21 protein-coding genes are annotated in these 16503 nt (G+C 35.8%); 20 read left to right on the forward strand and 1 reads right to left on the reverse strand.

Annotated features, from left to right (window positions below; translation table 11 throughout):
* Positions 1-56: 56 nt before the first annotated feature.
* A complete protein-coding gene (locus KSP24_RS01435) occupies positions 57-1121 on the forward strand; it encodes a hypothetical protein (RefSeq protein ID WP_216974295.1) in 1065 nt (354 codons plus the stop codon).
* Positions 1122-1280: 159 nt separating this feature from the next.
* Positions 1281-1880 (forward strand): hypothetical protein, encoded by a 600-nt coding sequence (locus KSP24_RS01440; RefSeq protein ID WP_216974296.1) that lies wholly within the window; start codon positions 1281-1283, stop codon positions 1878-1880.
* Positions 1881-2074: 194 nt separating this feature from the next.
* Here the strand turns inward: KSP24_RS01440 and KSP24_RS01445 are convergent, their stop codons facing one another.
* Positions 2075-2362 carry a DUF6809 family protein gene (locus KSP24_RS01445; RefSeq protein ID WP_149033809.1) on the reverse strand — a complete coding sequence of 96 codons (288 nt, stop codon included), beginning with the start codon at positions 2360-2362 and terminating at the stop codon, positions 2075-2077.
* A gap of 153 nt (positions 2363-2515) precedes the next feature.
* On the opposite strand from KSP24_RS01445, the gene KSP24_RS01450 reads away from it, so the two are divergent.
* The 18 genes from KSP24_RS01450 to KSP24_RS01535 all read left to right on the forward strand — a co-directional run bounded on the left by KSP24_RS01450 (position 2516) and on the right by KSP24_RS01535 (position 16446).
* Entirely contained in the window at positions 2516-2740 is a 225-nt protein-coding gene (locus KSP24_RS01450; protein WP_216974297.1) for a helix-turn-helix domain-containing protein, read from the forward strand.
* 184 nt (positions 2741-2924) lie between these two features.
* Positions 2925-3677, forward strand: a complete 753-nt coding sequence (locus KSP24_RS01455) for a hypothetical protein (RefSeq protein ID WP_216974298.1) — start codon at positions 2925-2927, stop codon at positions 3675-3677.
* 232 nt (positions 3678-3909) lie between these two features.
* Positions 3910-4524, forward strand: a complete 615-nt coding sequence (locus tag KSP24_RS01460; protein WP_216974299.1) for a hypothetical protein — start codon at positions 3910-3912, stop codon at positions 4522-4524.
* 502 nt (positions 4525-5026) lie between these two features.
* Positions 5027-5461 (forward strand): hypothetical protein, encoded by a 435-nt coding sequence (locus KSP24_RS01465; protein WP_044788082.1) that lies wholly within the window; start codon positions 5027-5029, stop codon positions 5459-5461.
* Positions 5462-5715: 254 nt separating this feature from the next.
* A complete protein-coding gene (locus KSP24_RS01470; protein ID WP_216974300.1) occupies positions 5716-6198 on the forward strand; it encodes a hypothetical protein in 483 nt (160 codons plus the stop codon).
* A 50-nt stretch (positions 6199-6248) separates the two neighbouring features.
* Positions 6249-6737: a hypothetical protein gene (locus KSP24_RS01475; RefSeq protein WP_216974301.1), complete on the forward strand. Its 489-nt coding sequence runs from the start codon at positions 6249-6251 to the stop codon at positions 6735-6737.
* Between the two features lie 153 nt (positions 6738-6890).
* A complete protein-coding gene (locus tag KSP24_RS01480) occupies positions 6891-7598 on the forward strand; it encodes a GNAT family N-acetyltransferase (RefSeq protein WP_216974471.1) in 708 nt (235 codons plus the stop codon).
* Positions 7599-7846: 248 nt separating this feature from the next.
* A complete protein-coding gene (locus KSP24_RS01485; RefSeq protein ID WP_216974302.1) occupies positions 7847-8659 on the forward strand; it encodes a class I SAM-dependent methyltransferase in 813 nt (270 codons plus the stop codon).
* Between the two features lie 259 nt (positions 8660-8918).
* Positions 8919-9704 (forward strand): hypothetical protein, encoded by a 786-nt coding sequence (locus tag KSP24_RS01490; protein WP_216974303.1) that lies wholly within the window; start codon positions 8919-8921, stop codon positions 9702-9704.
* A gap of 155 nt (positions 9705-9859) precedes the next feature.
* Positions 9860-10909 (forward strand): hypothetical protein, encoded by a 1050-nt coding sequence (locus tag KSP24_RS01495; protein WP_058829981.1) that lies wholly within the window; start codon positions 9860-9862, stop codon positions 10907-10909.
* Between the two features lie 154 nt (positions 10910-11063).
* Positions 11064-11435, forward strand: a complete 372-nt coding sequence (locus KSP24_RS01500) for a hypothetical protein (protein WP_064962180.1) — start codon at positions 11064-11066, stop codon at positions 11433-11435.
* A gap of 298 nt (positions 11436-11733) precedes the next feature.
* Positions 11734-11826 (forward strand): competence inhibitor ComI, encoded by a 93-nt coding sequence (comI, locus tag KSP24_RS01505; RefSeq protein ID WP_007431380.1) that lies wholly within the window; start codon positions 11734-11736, stop codon positions 11824-11826.
* A gap of 359 nt (positions 11827-12185) precedes the next feature.
* Positions 12186-12653 (forward strand): DUF2691 family protein, encoded by a 468-nt coding sequence (locus KSP24_RS01510; RefSeq protein WP_058829973.1) that lies wholly within the window; start codon positions 12186-12188, stop codon positions 12651-12653.
* Positions 12654-12853: 200 nt separating this feature from the next.
* Positions 12854-13282, forward strand: coding sequence for a hypothetical protein (locus KSP24_RS01515; protein WP_058829972.1), 429 nt, complete (start codon positions 12854-12856; stop codon positions 13280-13282).
* Positions 13283-13497: 215 nt separating this feature from the next.
* Complete coding sequence (locus tag KSP24_RS01520) at positions 13498-14007, forward strand: hypothetical protein (protein WP_231124502.1); 510 nt, start codon at positions 13498-13500, stop codon at positions 14005-14007.
* Positions 14008-14243: 236 nt separating this feature from the next.
* Complete coding sequence (locus KSP24_RS01525; RefSeq protein ID WP_196767448.1) at positions 14244-14519, forward strand: hypothetical protein; 276 nt, start codon at positions 14244-14246, stop codon at positions 14517-14519.
* 108 nt (positions 14520-14627) lie between these two features.
* The gene (locus tag KSP24_RS01530) at positions 14628-15668 is read left to right on the forward strand and encodes an ABC transporter substrate-binding protein (RefSeq protein ID WP_216974304.1); all 1041 of its coding nucleotides are present in this window, start codon (positions 14628-14630) and stop codon (positions 15666-15668) included.
* A gap of 1 nt (position 15669) precedes the next feature.
* Positions 15670-16446 (forward strand): (2Fe-2S)-binding protein, encoded by a 777-nt coding sequence (locus KSP24_RS01535; RefSeq protein ID WP_064962027.1) that lies wholly within the window; start codon positions 15670-15672, stop codon positions 16444-16446.
* Positions 16447-16503: the final 57 nt, after the last annotated feature.

The following is a 16503-nucleotide window of genomic DNA, read 5'->3' on the forward strand; positions in this document are numbered from 1 at the left end:
TGAATACAGGGACGTTATAAGAAATCCCTAAAAAACGAAAATCGAGGAAGAGTTATATGGAGATTCATGTCAAAGAAAACGCAATTAATTCATTTGAGGTTGGTCTTAATTTCTATAATAAATTTCTGGATAACCCAAATAGTCTCGATATATCAGTAGCACACTATGGTAACTTAAAGTTTGCAGTAATAGCTATACATAACTCTCTGGAGTTATTAACAAAAGCGATACTACTAGATATAAATGAACTATTAGTTTTTGAAACAGACATAGAAAATGATATTCATTTATGCAATCTATTAAGAGATCAATATGATTCAAAACGAAAACATGCGCATTTTGCTTATCATAGTGTATTTTCTGACGCACCTTATATAACCATAGGCTACAACAAATCTATAAAGTTATTGATGAAAATTTTCGGAGATAAATTAGACGATCGCAATAATTATACCTTAATAAAAATGTCTGAATATAGAAATACATTGACTCATCTCGGTTATGCTTCTGTATTTGAATGGTACAAGATACTTGTTGAAATAAATAATGCTTTAGAAATAGTTTTAACGTTTTACATTGAGAATTTGATCGATATAAAGAGGTATTTTGGAAATGAATTAATCGAAGCCACTAAAAATATATTGGAAAAAAGCGAGAATTATATACAAGAAGTGTGGATGGCTAGTAAAGAGTATGTATTGAGTGAAGTAAATGAACGTATAGATGTAGTTTTAAATAATGAGCTTATAGAAGTGAATAACATTGAGGAAAAAGAAGAGTATGGATTTTTCAAGAGCGTTAATTTTAATTACAAAGAGAAAATTTATAATTGGAAATTCTTGTATTCTTACTTAAATGAAGCAATCTTAATACATGATAATGATAAGCATATTGTAGCGTGTATCAGTATTGAGGATCAAAACGTACAGTATTCTTATAAAGATGGATTACCAAATGAAATTAAAAATGTTTATGTTTTTGTTCCTAAGAAAAGGACGATTTGTGAAGCAAAAACTATATTTAACTTGAATAGTAAAGATAAATATGACCGATTTGATCTTGATTCAAAACAATTAATTGCAATAATAAGTAAATATATAAAGAATTTATCTTATGCTTAATCACAGTAGACAGGGACATCTTATAACATAATATTCACGCATCGGGCATACGCCCTTGATCCGGCATTCGCCGGATACTCGACATGCGTCGAGTCGTGAATACAGGAACGTTATCGGAAATTCATGTGAAGTAATTTAATATTATTTGGAGGGCTCAATATGAAAGAAACAGTTACACCTGAATATAAATTAGGTTTGTTTTACGTGTCGGGGCCTATAGAAGAAAGCGATCTTTTATTGATAAGCTCTGATTTGAATGAGAATGGAATTCAATTTATAGCGTTAGATGAAAGTGGGCAAATTAATGCTTCGATTGATGAATTTTCTAATGTTTTTTCATTTTTAGTTAGTTCTCCATTAGCTATGGGGTTGGTTTCAGGTATTCTTGCTAGTGCAACGTGGGATAGCATAAAAACTGTAATATTACGGACTTTTAAAAAAGTGAAAAACAAAAAATGTAACAAGATAACGAAAAATGGCATGGAGGAGAAGCAAATAACATTTGGGATTGAAGTGAAAATTAATGATGATCATTACAACTTTAAATTTAATGGAATATCATCGGATGAAGCAATGCGCGAAGCTCTAGATAATATTATGTCTTTGCTACAGAGCAAACAATCGCTATCCAGTGAAATAAACCATTTTTCAGGATCTGGTTTACCTAATTATATTGCAACTTATGACGAGGTATCGAAAATATGGATCGTCAGAGATACCAATAAAATCATATTAGACAAAATAGAGAACTCCAAGTAATTAAGCTAATTCGAAGAAGACAGGAACATCCGATAACATAGTATTCAAGCAGCGGCTCCTTTGGAGCCTTGGTCCGCGAGAAGGATTTCAGGGAAGCATTTCAGCAGACAACCCCTTCGGGGTTCATGAATACAGGAACGTTATACGACAGAGTCAGAAGTAATAGAAATAGAAAAAGAGGATCATATGATCCTCTATATGCTAGAGTTTTTCAATTCACTAAAGAGTTGTAGAGCGTCTTTGAAACCTTGTATGTAGATGCTTCTTTCTAAGATGGATTGGAGAGAAATTTGAGCATCTTCGTACAGAAAAACCGTATGTTGAAGTTGATCGGGTAACGCTTCGCGAAGCGTTCTAAAGTATCGATCTGTCTCCGAAGAAAGCTGATTGTACTCCGTATGGTACTCCAGAAGCTCAGCAAAGAGTAATTCTAAACGTATTCTTATAAGTGGCTCTGTCAATGATTCTAATGCATTAATCATATGTTGTTCCTCCTTTAATTAACTCTATAAAGTTATTATATAACCTTATAGAGTTAATTGCAAGGTGAATATTTGACTTTGTAGAGTTAAATCTTTGCTTTTCGTTGATGATTACTGATATGGAAGATAAGATAGAATTATGGAGGGGAAAAGATGACCGTAATCAAGTGCAATATAAGGGAACTCATGGCAGAACATCGAATAGATGATATAACAGAATTGATGGCGAAATCGGGATTGAGTCGGAATTCAATTAATAAGCTATATAGGGAAACGAATATAGAAACAACAAAGCTGGAGACTTTATTCAAGCTTTGCGATACATTTAACTGTAAATTATCTGATTTGATTGAATATCTACCTGAAGATAATCAATAATGAGGGAGATTCAAGAAGTGAATCCGTCGTATAACATAATATTCAAGCAGTGGCTCCTTCGGAGCCTTGGTCTGCGGATGGATTTCGGGGAGGCATTTCGGCAGACAACCCCTTTGGGGTTCATGAATACAGAAACGTTATACGCAATTACTGCAAATACAAACTCAACAAGGAGTCTCACAGAATGACAGAGAATGAGAAGATAAGTGAATTGTATAATTTTATTATTAATCATCTTGAAGAATTGGAGGAGGATGCTTCAAGTGGATATGGTTTTAATGTACCTATGTATGATCTATATGCTCGTGATTATTTAGAGTTTGCTGAGAATCAGTTGAAAGAAGGAACAACCGAAGCACTAATAAATTGTATTTCAAATTTAAAGCGCGCTGTCGATTGTCAAACAGATACTTTCTTATATACTCTTTCTTTACAAGACATTTTTAAAAAAAGAAATTTGAAATTCGAAAAGAAACTTGAGTTAATTAGTTCAATTGGAATATTTAATTCGAGTTCATTAGCTAAGTTGAATAAAATCAGGAATAAAATGGAACATGAATACAAAATTCCAGAAATTGATGAATTAGATTTGTATTTTGATCTTGTTTCTGCATTCGTATCCAATCTTGAATCCGTTATCACTGTATTACAATGGGATGAGATAAATTTATATTCAAGAGGTGAGGAAGGGAAATTCGATATATATTTCACATTAAGACTTGAGAGAGTAACTGAACCCAAAATGGTAGCCACATGGTCTAGTTCCCATGAAATAACAAACAAAGATATAGTCGAAATTAAATTTAATGAGTATAAGGGATTTGCTTTTTATCTCCGCTGTCTTTACATGTTAAACATTATGAAGGCATTTGCAGGTAGCAAATATGTTATAAGAAATATTGAAAAGGCTTATAAAACATATCAAAATAAATTTTAGGAGTATACCAAGTTGGCAGTAACTGCGTATAACATTACATTCCTGCATTGTCGCTGACGCTCCCTGGTCGCCAAGAGGGATATCGGAGAAGTAGATTCATGCGACACATTCAACCAGCTAAGTTTGATGCCCCGTTCCCGTTGGTCGCTTAAGCTGCTTGAACGTCAGGAATGCGCGAACGTTATAAGAAATTGACGCAGACAGAAATTTAAAGAGTTTATGGGGGCTTTACATGAAAAACAAAAAACTCAAAATAGATATTGTAGCAGATGAACAGATTGTAGGCAGTACACAATACACTATTTCCGTAAATGTAACAAACATATCAGGTAAGGACATTCATCAATTAGATGTTTTTCCTACACATACGATTGGTCAACAATTAACTTCATTAAATGAAATTGAAAATGTGGAATTGTCTGAGCTAGAGGAAAAGAAAAATAAAATAATTAATGAAATGCAAAAACAGATTGATAGTGCATATGAAAGAAATCAACTAAACTCTTTGAATACATTTCAAAAATTTGTTTTATTATTCGTACAAGTAATAGATATATATGCCGGGATGTTTGGATATCTCACAGGTAAGAAAACTGTTAAAAGTACACCAACGTGGGCCATCGAAGCCTTGAAAATAGATGATTGGGAAGATGTTGAACGAATTGAACATGATGTGATGGGAAAAATAGAAGAGGATAGATTTCTTAAAAGAGCATTTTTAATAAATAAAGATAAGCTAAAAAGGATTATAGATAAAATAAATTTGCAAAGTGAGTTAGGAAGTTCAAACGAATTAAACAAAGGATTTACTTTAGCTGCTGGAGAAACGTTGACATTCCCTTTCTGAAAATGGTACTGCTATTAATAGTTCTATAACTCAAAAAATAAAAATATATCCGTCTGCATTTGCTGTACCTACAGGAAGTATGCTTGGATCAATTTGTGGGTATCTTATTAAACTTAGTTTAATATCATCCAATAGTCTTACTCAAATCAATTGGAGTTCAATGTCAGGAAGTATACTATTAGGTCTGTTAGTTGCATTAGTAACAGCTAGGAAATCTAATACTACCAAAGCAATTACCGTTGAGGATTTTTTAGGTGGTTTTATTATAGGATCACTAACAGGATTGTTCAGTGAAAATTTCCTTGATAAATTAAAAATCTTAATTCAGTAACTCGAAGAAGACGCCAACAACTTATAACATAATATTCACGCTGCGGGCATACGCCCTGGGTCCGGCATGCGCCGGACACTCAACATTCGTTGGGTCGTGAATACAGGAACGTTATATGAAAGATCGATAGACCTTTAAAAAGAGAAGAATTAGAAAAGGGGATAATAAAAAATGGATGAAATTTACTTTTTAAGACATTACCTCTCGTCTCTCAAGTATCGATGTTCAAAAGCAATTCTAAATGCTCCAAGTAATTACCCGAATTATGAGCTCGGTAACGGTGTAAGAACTCCAATTGAAATTTTGGCACACATGTCTGATGTCATAAGATATGCCCAATCCGTTTTTGATAACCAAGTACAACTTAAGAAAGAATCAGGAAACTGGAATGACGAAGTACAGACATTTTTTAATGAGCTGCATAACTTAGACAATTTAATGAAATCAAATGGAATACCAAACAAAGATAGAATTATCGAAAAACTGATTCAAGGACCACTATCAGATGCAATGACACATGTTGGTCAATTGTCAATGATAAGAAGAATGGCTGGAGATTCAATACCTGGAGAGAATTTCTTTATTGCTGAAGTAAAGGTTGAATAGTTATTGATAGTAGTTCAAGCAGACCGATCCTTCAGATAACAAAATATTCACGCTTCGGGCCCTTCGGCCCTCGGTTCGCCCGATGAGGCAAAGCTGAAAGTGGATTCAGGCGAACACACTCCCACCACCCAACCGCGCTGCGGCCAGTCACCTCGTTCCTTTAAGGTGGTGGGGCGTCGTGAATACAACAACGTTATATGAAATTGGCGCAAGTCAAAGTGACAGTAAAGTTATGTTCTAAAGGAGTGGTGAAAATGCAAATAGAAAATTTGAGCAACCTTTTAACTATAGCTTTTGGAGTGGTTACGACGATCGCTACCCTGGTTGGCTTAATAGCTATTTTTCTTTCTTTCAGTATGCAACAAAATATTCAAAAATTAAGAGAGGTATTTTGGGAACTATCAAAATACTCAAGATATATAAATACTCATTATAATATTGAGGCTGAAATACATTTTTTTGAGCAGTACACAATCTATAATCAAATTTATAATAACGGAGGCAAACTAACAAGACGAATTCTAACAACAGCTATGTATTCTCTTATAGCACTATCATTAGTTTTTGCTATAGTCTTGTTAATAATTAGGCCACCCGTATCTACATTACTTGAATTTATTATTGCCATCGTGTTTATTATTTGTGCAAGTTCTACAATTTTTTTGTTTATTCGTTTAATTTCATTTATTGGAAATACAAAAAAATCAGCGATTTACCAACTCCACAAGAGATTTTAAGTGGGAATACAAAAAACGATATTAATACTATTGTAATTGTTGGACAATTTTTGAAGTTGCGAATTATAAGATGGGATAACAAAGATTATTACCAATTTTTAGCAGGTCTTCCTTTGCCCTTTACAGACGTTGAGGTCACAAATGAACTCTATATGGGATTGAATAATCCAAATGAAGATGACGATTATTACTCTAACATTATTCATCTTCCAGAAAGAATTATAGATGGAACACAAGATCTTTCATCTATGTATTCACCGTATAATGGGTTTAGCGATTATTACTGGTTTAATCTAAAAACAGATGTAAAGATAGATAGTAATAAAGATTATTTAAGAATAGAGCTTTCATTAACAAGTAAATCTAATGAAGATGAAATCACAGTTCAATTCGACAATGTTCAAATTAAAGAATTGCTTACGAGTCATCTTGATCCAGTATTATTGGCACCAAAAAACGTGTATATAACCAATAAAAATACTCGATTAAAGGGCTACAACGTAACTAAAGAAATGATTATAAATATGCTTTTTGGTTGATTTGAGTATTCAGAGAAGCCGCCAACATCTTATAACATAATATTCACGCTGCGGACATTCGTCCTTGGCCCGGCATTCGCCGGACACCCGACATGCGTCGGATCGTGAATACGGAACCTTAGACGAAATACTTGATAAAAGGAGAAACCAAAAATGATTTTAGAAATATCTGTGGATGAAAGAGTACTAAAGATAGATGTTTCACCGAAAATGGTTTATGAATCTAATGGAACCCTTTATGAGTTTCCTCATTCAGAATTTAATGAAGAGTACCCACCAATTTATCATACAATCTCTGTTGTAGTTTCAATGGAACAAATCGATATGGAATGTACATTGACGCAAGAGGTGGAAAATCAATTAAAAGAAAAATATTATTTTGAAGAAAATGAAGGTCAAATAGTTGTTGCTAGATTAGAAATAACGGAATTTCCAAATGAATGGAAAGAAGAAATGGGAGATTCTTGGTTTTGTTGGCTTGATGCATTAGACGGAGATTATGCAGTAATTGGTGAAAGAGCAGATAGAATTGTAAATGAAGATATATATGGAGAAGCTTTCGAATACGGGAGTTTATATTACATACAGAGATTAGACGTACACCCGGAATTCAGTGGGCAAGAGGTAGGTTTGAAATTAATACAACATACTTTTAAATATATGCTCAGAAATGCGAATGGAATTGTGTTCCTAATTGCAAAACCAATGAAATCAAAACTATCAAAGAAGTCTAATGTTTTTAAAAGTTCAAGTAGATTATCAAATTACTATAAGAGATGCGGTTTTAAAAGGATTAGAAATGGAAGTGCTAAATCAATTGTTATGGAAGCTTGTGTAGAAGAATTATATTTGGACTGTTAAGTCAGGAAGCCAAGTAATTCGTCTAACATTATATCCACGCATCGGAGCCTGACGGCTCCTCGGTCCGCGAGAAGCGATTGGCCAGTAAAGTATAATCAGCGGACACATCTGCACCGACTAACCGCATCGCGGCCGGCTCCTGACGGAGCCTTAAGTCGGTGAGACGTCGTGAATACCAGAATGTTATCGGAAATCAATGCAAATCTGAAATGCTCAAATATAAATCCCTACTAAGAGAAGGTGTCTTCATGGACAAGAATTCATTAAATAGAAGAAACATTATTGTTGATGGGGAAAATGGTGTCGGCAGCTCAGAAGACTTAAAAAAGAATGTTGTTCATAAAACAAACAGCCTATATTGGGATACCAAAGGCAATGACTTCTTAAAAGCAATCGTGCTCCCCTATTATGGAGCATTTATCTCAGAAGAAAAGTGCCAGCTCTTTGGTGATATCTCAGGAAAAAAACTGCTGGAGATCGGCTGCGGAAATGGTCAATCCTTGCAATATCAAGGGGAACGAAACGCATCTGAACTATGGGCTGTGGACATTTCAGAAAGACAAATTGAAAAGGCAGCGCAACATTTGAAATCATGTGGAATAGCAGCAAAATTGATATGTTCTCCCATGGAAGAAGAATGCGGCATCCCGACGGATTATTTTGACTATGTTTATTCAATTTATGCCATAGGTTGGACCACCGATCTTGAGGGTACCTTTCGACGAATATCTTCTTACCTAAAAAAAGACGGGCTATTTATTTTCAGTTGGTCTCACCCTATACACAGATGGGTCACTACAGAAAATGATAGGTTTGTAATTAATAAGAGTTACTTTAATGAAGGGTGGTATCCGGTAGCAGTTGATGAAGGTGAGCTATTGTTAGCGGACCGTATGCTATCAACCTATGTAAATGCGCTTGCGAAAGCAGGGTTTGTAATTGAGCTAATGATTGAGGAATCTGATCATGAGTTTATGCAATCGCGGGATGATAACAGCGATATGGCAAAGAGAGCAAAAATGCTTCCAGTAACTTTTGTGATAAAGGCCAGAAAACTATAAGATATAAAAACAAAAGCGAAACTGACTCCAAGATTTTAGAGGTTCGAGGAAGGCATTGACATCCGATAACAAAACATTCACGCTGCGGGTCGCTGTCGCGCCTCTTGGTCCGCCCGAGGATTTTCAGGGAAGATGAACAGGCGGACAACCCTGCACTGCCTAACCGCATCGTGGCCGCTCCCGTTGGTCGCTTAAGGCAGTGAGGGTTCGTGAATGCCTGAACGTTATACGACATCTTTTAAAAAGTGAGGGCCTAAGTATGGATATTAATGAAATAAAAAACAATATTGAATATCTTGAACATATACGAATGCACTATACCCCTTTAAAATATGTGAAAAAATATGTAAAGAGTACAAAAGATATTTACGAAGAACGACGCTTACTTAAATCAGTTGAATTTGACTCAGATTCCATTGAATACTTTGTCGATATAATTGTCAAAGATTTAAAGTCGAATAGCCATTTCCGTCGAATGGAATGCCTTAAGGTGCTTAAAAGAATAATCAAAAATAGATCTTCAAATAAGCTATTTAGTAAAAAACTTATAAATGATTTATTCTATATCTACCAAACCTTTATTTTGACTAGCACAGAAGAAATTCAGTGGGCAGTTAGTACACTTATTAAAGATCAGCCCTTAGAGGACGAACAAATTAATTGGTTGATTGATAACTTTGAAGAGTCTGAGCATATTGTAAACAGACTCTTACGTTATCCTACTAGTAACAGGCTTATTACTAACTGGGCACGTCAAATAGTTAATGAAAGAAAGCTTCAAGAAAGAGTTTCTGAAGTAATCGGAATACTGATTGAAGATGGTATTCCTGAAAATATAAAAGCAAGTAACAAAAATCTTATGTGGGCGATTTACTACTCCAAAGTATCGGAAGATGAAAAAAGAAAATTAATTTTAAAGCACCTAAACTATAAAGATTATTCATGTGCGATAGATGTTGCAATGAGGCTAGGAATTAGTGAAGTTTCTCAGGAACTATTAAGTCATTATTGTGGGCTTCTCAAAGAAGAAAATGACGTCGTATAACATAATATTCACACATCGGGCATATGCCCTCGGTCCGACAGAAGGATTTCGGGGAAGCAGAAGCAGCCGGACACATCTGACTTCGTCAGACGTCGTCAGACGTCGTGAATACGGGAACGTTAGGCGAAATTACATAAAAGGGATGGTTATTTAGAATGAAATTTTACTATTCATCTTTGTATATACATGAAACACTGAGCTCATTTGAAGACATCAAAAATAAAATAGATCCCCAATTAATTGAATTGTGTTTGGATACAAATATTTGTATATATCTAACCAGATTCTATAAGGAACCAAGTAGTCTTTTAGGTCAAAAAGATAACACTCTTGAAGAATTATTAAGTTTGCTTAAAAATATTGAGATGAATAATTTATTAGTTGACTTTTCTCTTGGACTGGAAGAGTCATGTCGAGAACTAAGCAACTTTGAAATTAATATGTCGAAGTTCCGTGACATGAATAATGCAATTAGATCTTTATTTGAGATGGATTACTTTCAAATGTTGCAGCACAGCAAAATTATAAAGTTTGAGCCATTCATTAAACACGAAACACTAAAAACGGACAGTAAAACAAAGAGTCTAGAAAGCGTAAGTAGTTTCCAACGTCTTCTATTTGTTTCGTATGCGTGTTTGTTAAAAATGTACATATTGGATAAGCAAAAAGAGTCGAAAAGTAATACTCAATTAATAATTGAGTATTTTGACTTTGTGGAAAAGGAAGTAGATATTTTTAGTGCTTCAACAACAATATTTGCTCATTATTATTTTAGTGGTAACAATAAAATTAGAAAGCTTATCCATAAAACAAAGAATAATGATGAAGATAGGCTGCACGCAATATGGAATGCATCGTTAGACTTAACATTTCCAACATTGGTGAGTCAAAAGCTTTTAAGAGATAAGATTGTCCCGGTTTTCGTAACAGCAGATGAAAATTTATCGTTAATTTTTGACTCGATGAAAATGAAATTTATGGTCGCGAATAAGACTGAAGCAGCATTGCCTCCGTTTTTAGAAGTAGATTATACAAGAACTAACTGGACCCAAGCTGAATTACAAGAAATTAATAATTATTATGATAGAATTATGGAACGAAGAAGATATAAATTCGTGTTTAATAATTTTGATCAAGAAGAAGTAATCAATCGTATGCGGATATTATGCTTCAATTTAGAAAAAGAACTGAAGAATTCTTTCTAGAATCATCGAAGAAGTACGCAAATTCGCCTAACAAAATATTCACGCTACGGACATTCGTCCTGGGTCCGGCATTCGCCGGACACCCAACATTCGTTGGGTCGTGAATACAAGAACGTTATGCGTAATTATTGAAAAGATCATGGAGGGGAAATCTATGAAAAAGAAAGAATATAAAGATAGATTAATTGAATTACTTAATGAAGGAATTGAAGAACTAACAACAGACCAAGTAATCCACAAAACGAAATTACTGATCTTTGAATATGAGAAAAAACAAGCGTATAGTACAGAAAATAAGGGGAGACCTTGGACAGATGAAGAGTTAAGAGTAGTATTATCATTTGCACCAACTAAAGAAAACATACTGAAGTTGGCCAAAGGATTTAAACGTAGCTACGGGAGCATTGAACAAATTTTTAGATGGGCTGTAACCACAGATGAAGAGATTATAAATAAGGGAAGAGAAGATGATATTTTTATAAAACAGATTAGAAGATTGTATAAAGAGATAGGTTGGAAGGCGTAAATTAGAATGTCAATCAATGGAGTGATAACTACACATAACATAATATTCAAGCTGCGGCCCCGTTGGAGCCTAGGTCTGTGAGAAGGATTTCGGAGAGAGGCATTTCAGCAGACAACCCCTTCGGGGTTCATGAATACAAAAACGTTATATGATAGAAATGAAAAGCAATATGATCAAAGAAGAATGAAAATACAATAAAACAGATAAGAACGCTTGTGCGCAGATGTAAATACAGGTAAAATATAGATACAATTGAATCTTGGGTGGGTATGGTTTCCCTTCGAAAGGAGGTGAAACCATGGAAGTGAAAGATGCGATGACTCTTATGCTATTATTCGGAACATTCATTCTTGCACTTTTAACATACATCAATAACAACAAGAGAAAGTAAAAACCCACCCCAAGGTTGACCGCCAAAGGTGGGTTTTTATTCCGAAAGCTTTAAGAAGGGATAAACCATCCAAGCCAATTGTACTGACCAAGTGTTGACGCACTTGGTCTTTCTTTAAGAATATGATAACACATGAGAAAAGATGAATCAAAGCTAAATTAAATAATTGAAGTGAAAAGGACAGGTTAGTAAGCAATCTCGAAGAAGCATATCCATCATATAACATAATATTCAAGCAGCGGCTCCTTTGGAGCCTAGGTCTGCGAGAAGGATTTCAGGGAAGCATTTCATCAGACAACCCCTTTGGGGTTCATGAATACAGAAACGTTACATGAAATCAGGGTGAAGTGGGTGAATAAATGAATAGAGGCATAAGTTTTGAAATTCCAAATTCTTATGGAAACCATCTTGGAGAGATTTTAAAGCCAATAGATATAACTACTTTCAGTTGGTTTATTGGTGGAGAAGAGTCATATTTTATCGTTGATGATACTTTAGGGGGTAGTCTCTTTCCAGACATGGTTACTGGAATGGATGGAGAAGATCTTAAAAAGATTATTGATTACAACAAGTACTACTTAATATTTGCGAATTTAAAGGCATATCCAAAAGGAGCAAATATAATAGATGTAATGTCATATGAAGAATATATTGCGAGTGAGTGTCAGATTATTCTTCTTGTGATTGATAGTGTGTACATAACAGTTTACTGCAAAGACCTTGGAAAACTTGAGGACTTATATGATCACATAAAGAGAAAGGGATATAAATCTCTGGAATATATAACTGATGAAAATGATACAAGGACAAGACTATCAGTTTGGTGATTAAAAACAAAAAATGATTGTTGTAAGTAGTTCAAGGAAGACGCTGAAATCTGATAACATAATATTCAAGTTGCGGCTCTAATGGAGCCTTGGTCTGCGGAATGAATTTCGGAGAGGCATTTCAGCAGACAACCTCGTTGAGGTTCATGAATATAGAAACGTTATGTGAAATCGACGATATTATTTAAGAGGTAAGCACAATGAAGATAATAATAAATAAAGAAGAACTTGAAGGCACTTGTTATATTGAAATTTTGCCGGGTAGATATCTTGGTCAATGTTGGAATGATACTTCAATCTTTTTGACCGAAGAAGTATTTGGTTTTATAGAGAAATCAATTGAAAGTGAATATACTACTTATGATCACTATGCTTTTAATGAGATTCAAAAGGAAATTTGGTGGAGAATCCTAGGGAGATTAGAAAGAGTAATAAATCTTCTTGAAGGACAACCCGAAATGAATACACTTAAAGAGCATATTGGCTTTTTCTTTGGATGTAGTGAAGATGAATTTATAAAAGACTATGAAAATAACATTGAAAAACTGAGAAAATTAATTAACGAATTTCAAACATGGATTAAAGAGCGATTGAAATCCCAAAATTATATTTCAGTACTAGGCATTTAGCTAATTTGAGGAAGTTGTCGACATCACATAACATCTATTCACGCTGCGGAACCTGACGGCTCCTTGATCCTCCCGAGGAATTTTCAATGGAGTGGATCTAGGCGGACAAAACCTGCGAACCTAACCGCGTCGCGGCCGCCCCGTTGGGACTTAAGGTTCTCGGGTTCATGAATACAGGAACGTTATGTGAAATCACATAAGATTTTAAAGGATGGATGATTCAATTGGATAATTTAGCGCTAGAGAGCTGGATTGATACACATAAAATTATGGATAGAACCTTAGAAGGTTTTTGGGTAGCATTCAATAACTACATGAAAGAATGTCCAGAAGAAATTAGTTTGTTTTTTGATGAATTGAATCTAGAAGATATTAAGCCTTCAATAGATACAATTGAGTATAAAACTATTTTTCATTCCGATTATCAGATTGTAGACAGTCACTATTCCCAGCAGGTTATATCTACGTTAGACATTTACTACAAAAAAAAGAGAATAGGTTATTATAGAATGTTCTTTTATACCGATGGCGAATGCTTTGACGATAGCCTAGTTACGGAATGGACAGGCTGGTATATAACATTGAAACTTGAAGCGTTAATTGAACTTCAACAAGAAATTAAAAATGAATTGGTAAAAAATAAGATCAAAGAAGATGAAATCGAAAAAATCTATAATTTAATAGATAAACAAATATCTAAAATCAAAGTTCAAATCCACAAATAATTGTAGGTAGAAAGTTCGAAGAAGATGTGGCATCACATAACATCATATTCAAGCTGCGGCTCCTTTGGAGCTTGGGTCTGTGAGAAGGGTGTCGGAGAGGAATTTCAGCAGACACCCCCTATAACGGGTGCATAAATACAAGAACGTTATAGGAAATACTTGATAAAAGGAGAAAGCAAAATGTTTTAGAAATATCTGTGGATGAAAGGGTATTAAAGATAGATGTTTCACCGAAAATGGCTTATGAATCCAAAGGAACATTTTATGAGTTTCCACATTCAGAATTTAATGAAGAGTACCCACAAATTTATCATACAAACCTCTGTTGTAGTTTCAATGGAACAAATGGATATGGAATGTACATTGACGCAAGAGGTAGAAATCAATGGAAAGAAAAAATGGGAGATTCTTGGTTTTGTTGGCTTGATACATTAGACGATGATTATGCAGTAATTAGTAAAAGAGCTGATAGAATTGTAAATGAAGATATAGCGGTTTACATGTCGTATTAGTCCGGCTGAAATGTCGCAAAAGTACATGGTAACGCGATGTGGAGATATATTATACTCGCCTTATATTTCGATAATGAAAATCATTATCATACATAAGGAGGATTCACCATGAATAAAGGAACAAAGAGGCAAGCTGCCGGAAGCATGGCACATGCTGACCATAAATCACGATTTTTAATGGGCTGGATGCTGGCCCTTGTTCTTGTACTGACGGCTTGCGGTGCCGGAGCAGGTACAAATGGCGGCAATGAGTCTGCTACAACTCCAACGGACACGCCTTCGAATGAAGCGCCTCAGACTGCCGGAGCCTTCCCGGTTACGATCGCGCATAAGAAGGGTGAGTATACGCTTAACGAGAAGCCCAAAAAAATTGCTGTGCTTGATGTCAAATTTCTGGATCAATTGCTAGCCATTGGCGAGCAGCCGGCAGGCAGTGTTATCGCTGAAGGCAATACCACATTTCCAGAATATTTAGGCGATAAGCCGGGTGACGTACAGGTTTTAGGTACACGGGACAAGCCCAACCTGGAAGCGATTGTAGCATTGGACCCGGATCTTATTTTAATGACTGATTTTCAAGAGAAAGAGTATGAGAGAGTAAGCAAAATAGCGCCCACAATCGTACTTGACTTCTACGAGGACTGGCGAGATACGTTAGCTACGGTGGCTGCGATCACAGGTAAGCAGGCAGAGGCAGAAACTGTGCGTAAGGCTTATGAGGACAAAATTGCAGGACTGAAGGAGAAGCTGTCGGAGAAGTTGGGAGAGGAAACGGTAGCACTTATTCGTCCGAGAAAAGAAGGCATTCGTGTTCATGGTCTTGAGCATCGAACAGGCGGCATTCTGTATGAGGATTTGGGCTTAAAAATGCCTGCATTAGTCCAGAAGATCAAAGATGATACCTCCGTTGAAATCTCGATGGAGAAAGTTCCTGAGATTGGAGCAGATCATTATTTTGTTCTGTCTGATGAATTGTTTGCGGCAGAGGCAGAGGCTTTGGATAGCAGTTCAGTATGGAAATCCCTTGATGCAGTCAAAAATAACCGTGCATATGATGTTAATTCTACACTTTGGATCGCTTATTATGGCCCACTTGCAATTAATAATATTGTAGATCAGGCATCGGAAGCACTGTTGGGATCGAATTAAAATGGACCATTATCTATCGACTGACTTATGGCAGCAAACGGTGGATGAACACTCGATTCGGCTTGGCGAGCCGTCTGAAGATAATGTCCGTATTATTGCTTTGAGTCAACTACATGAAGAAGCTGCATGCCGAGAGTATTTAAGCTGGCTTCAAGAGTATATTGGTGCGCCTGACATGAGGGTAGCTGCTTCGATGTTAGCTAAGCGAATCGGCTACCTGTGGATTGCTCCGTTGCTGACCGCGATGACCGTTCATCATCAGCATGTTTCTTTTCGGCTAGACAACAGCTTTCTCTATCATCCGACGCTCACAGCTAATGAGGGGGGGACGCATTTTCCTTTTCTAGCTATGAACGGGCTTCGGGCAGAAGCACTAACGGGAGACAGGGAAGTCTGGCGGGAAAAGGTGGTAAAGGAGATGTTTGCGTTACACCTTGCACCGCTGTTAAAGACGCTTGCTGCGATTGCTCCTCTTTCGATGAGTATCCTTTGGGAGAATATCATGATACGCATTGTCCCATTATATACTCCTGAAGTAGACAATGCTGAGCAAGAAAGTCAGCACATCCAGGCAGATTTTTCATATCTGACGCAAGAAGCGCCCGGGCATTTGTTCGGTGTAAAAAGAAATCCGTTCACCCGGTTCACAAAAAATAAGGACAGCATTCCAGCCGTGAAAAGCAAGCGTACCACCTGTTGTTTTTATTACCAGATGTCAGGGGAATATTGCAGAAAATGTCCGAAAATTGACAATGAGAATAAATCTCAATTAAAATGACAACAGCAACAATTTTACTTTGCTAACAGGCCTGGTTGTAGTTAATTGGTTAAGCCC

Source organism: Paenibacillus sp. AK121, assembly GCF_019042715.1.
GTDB classification, from domain to species: domain Bacteria; phylum Bacillota; class Bacilli; order Paenibacillales; family Paenibacillaceae; genus Paenibacillus; species Paenibacillus polymyxa_C.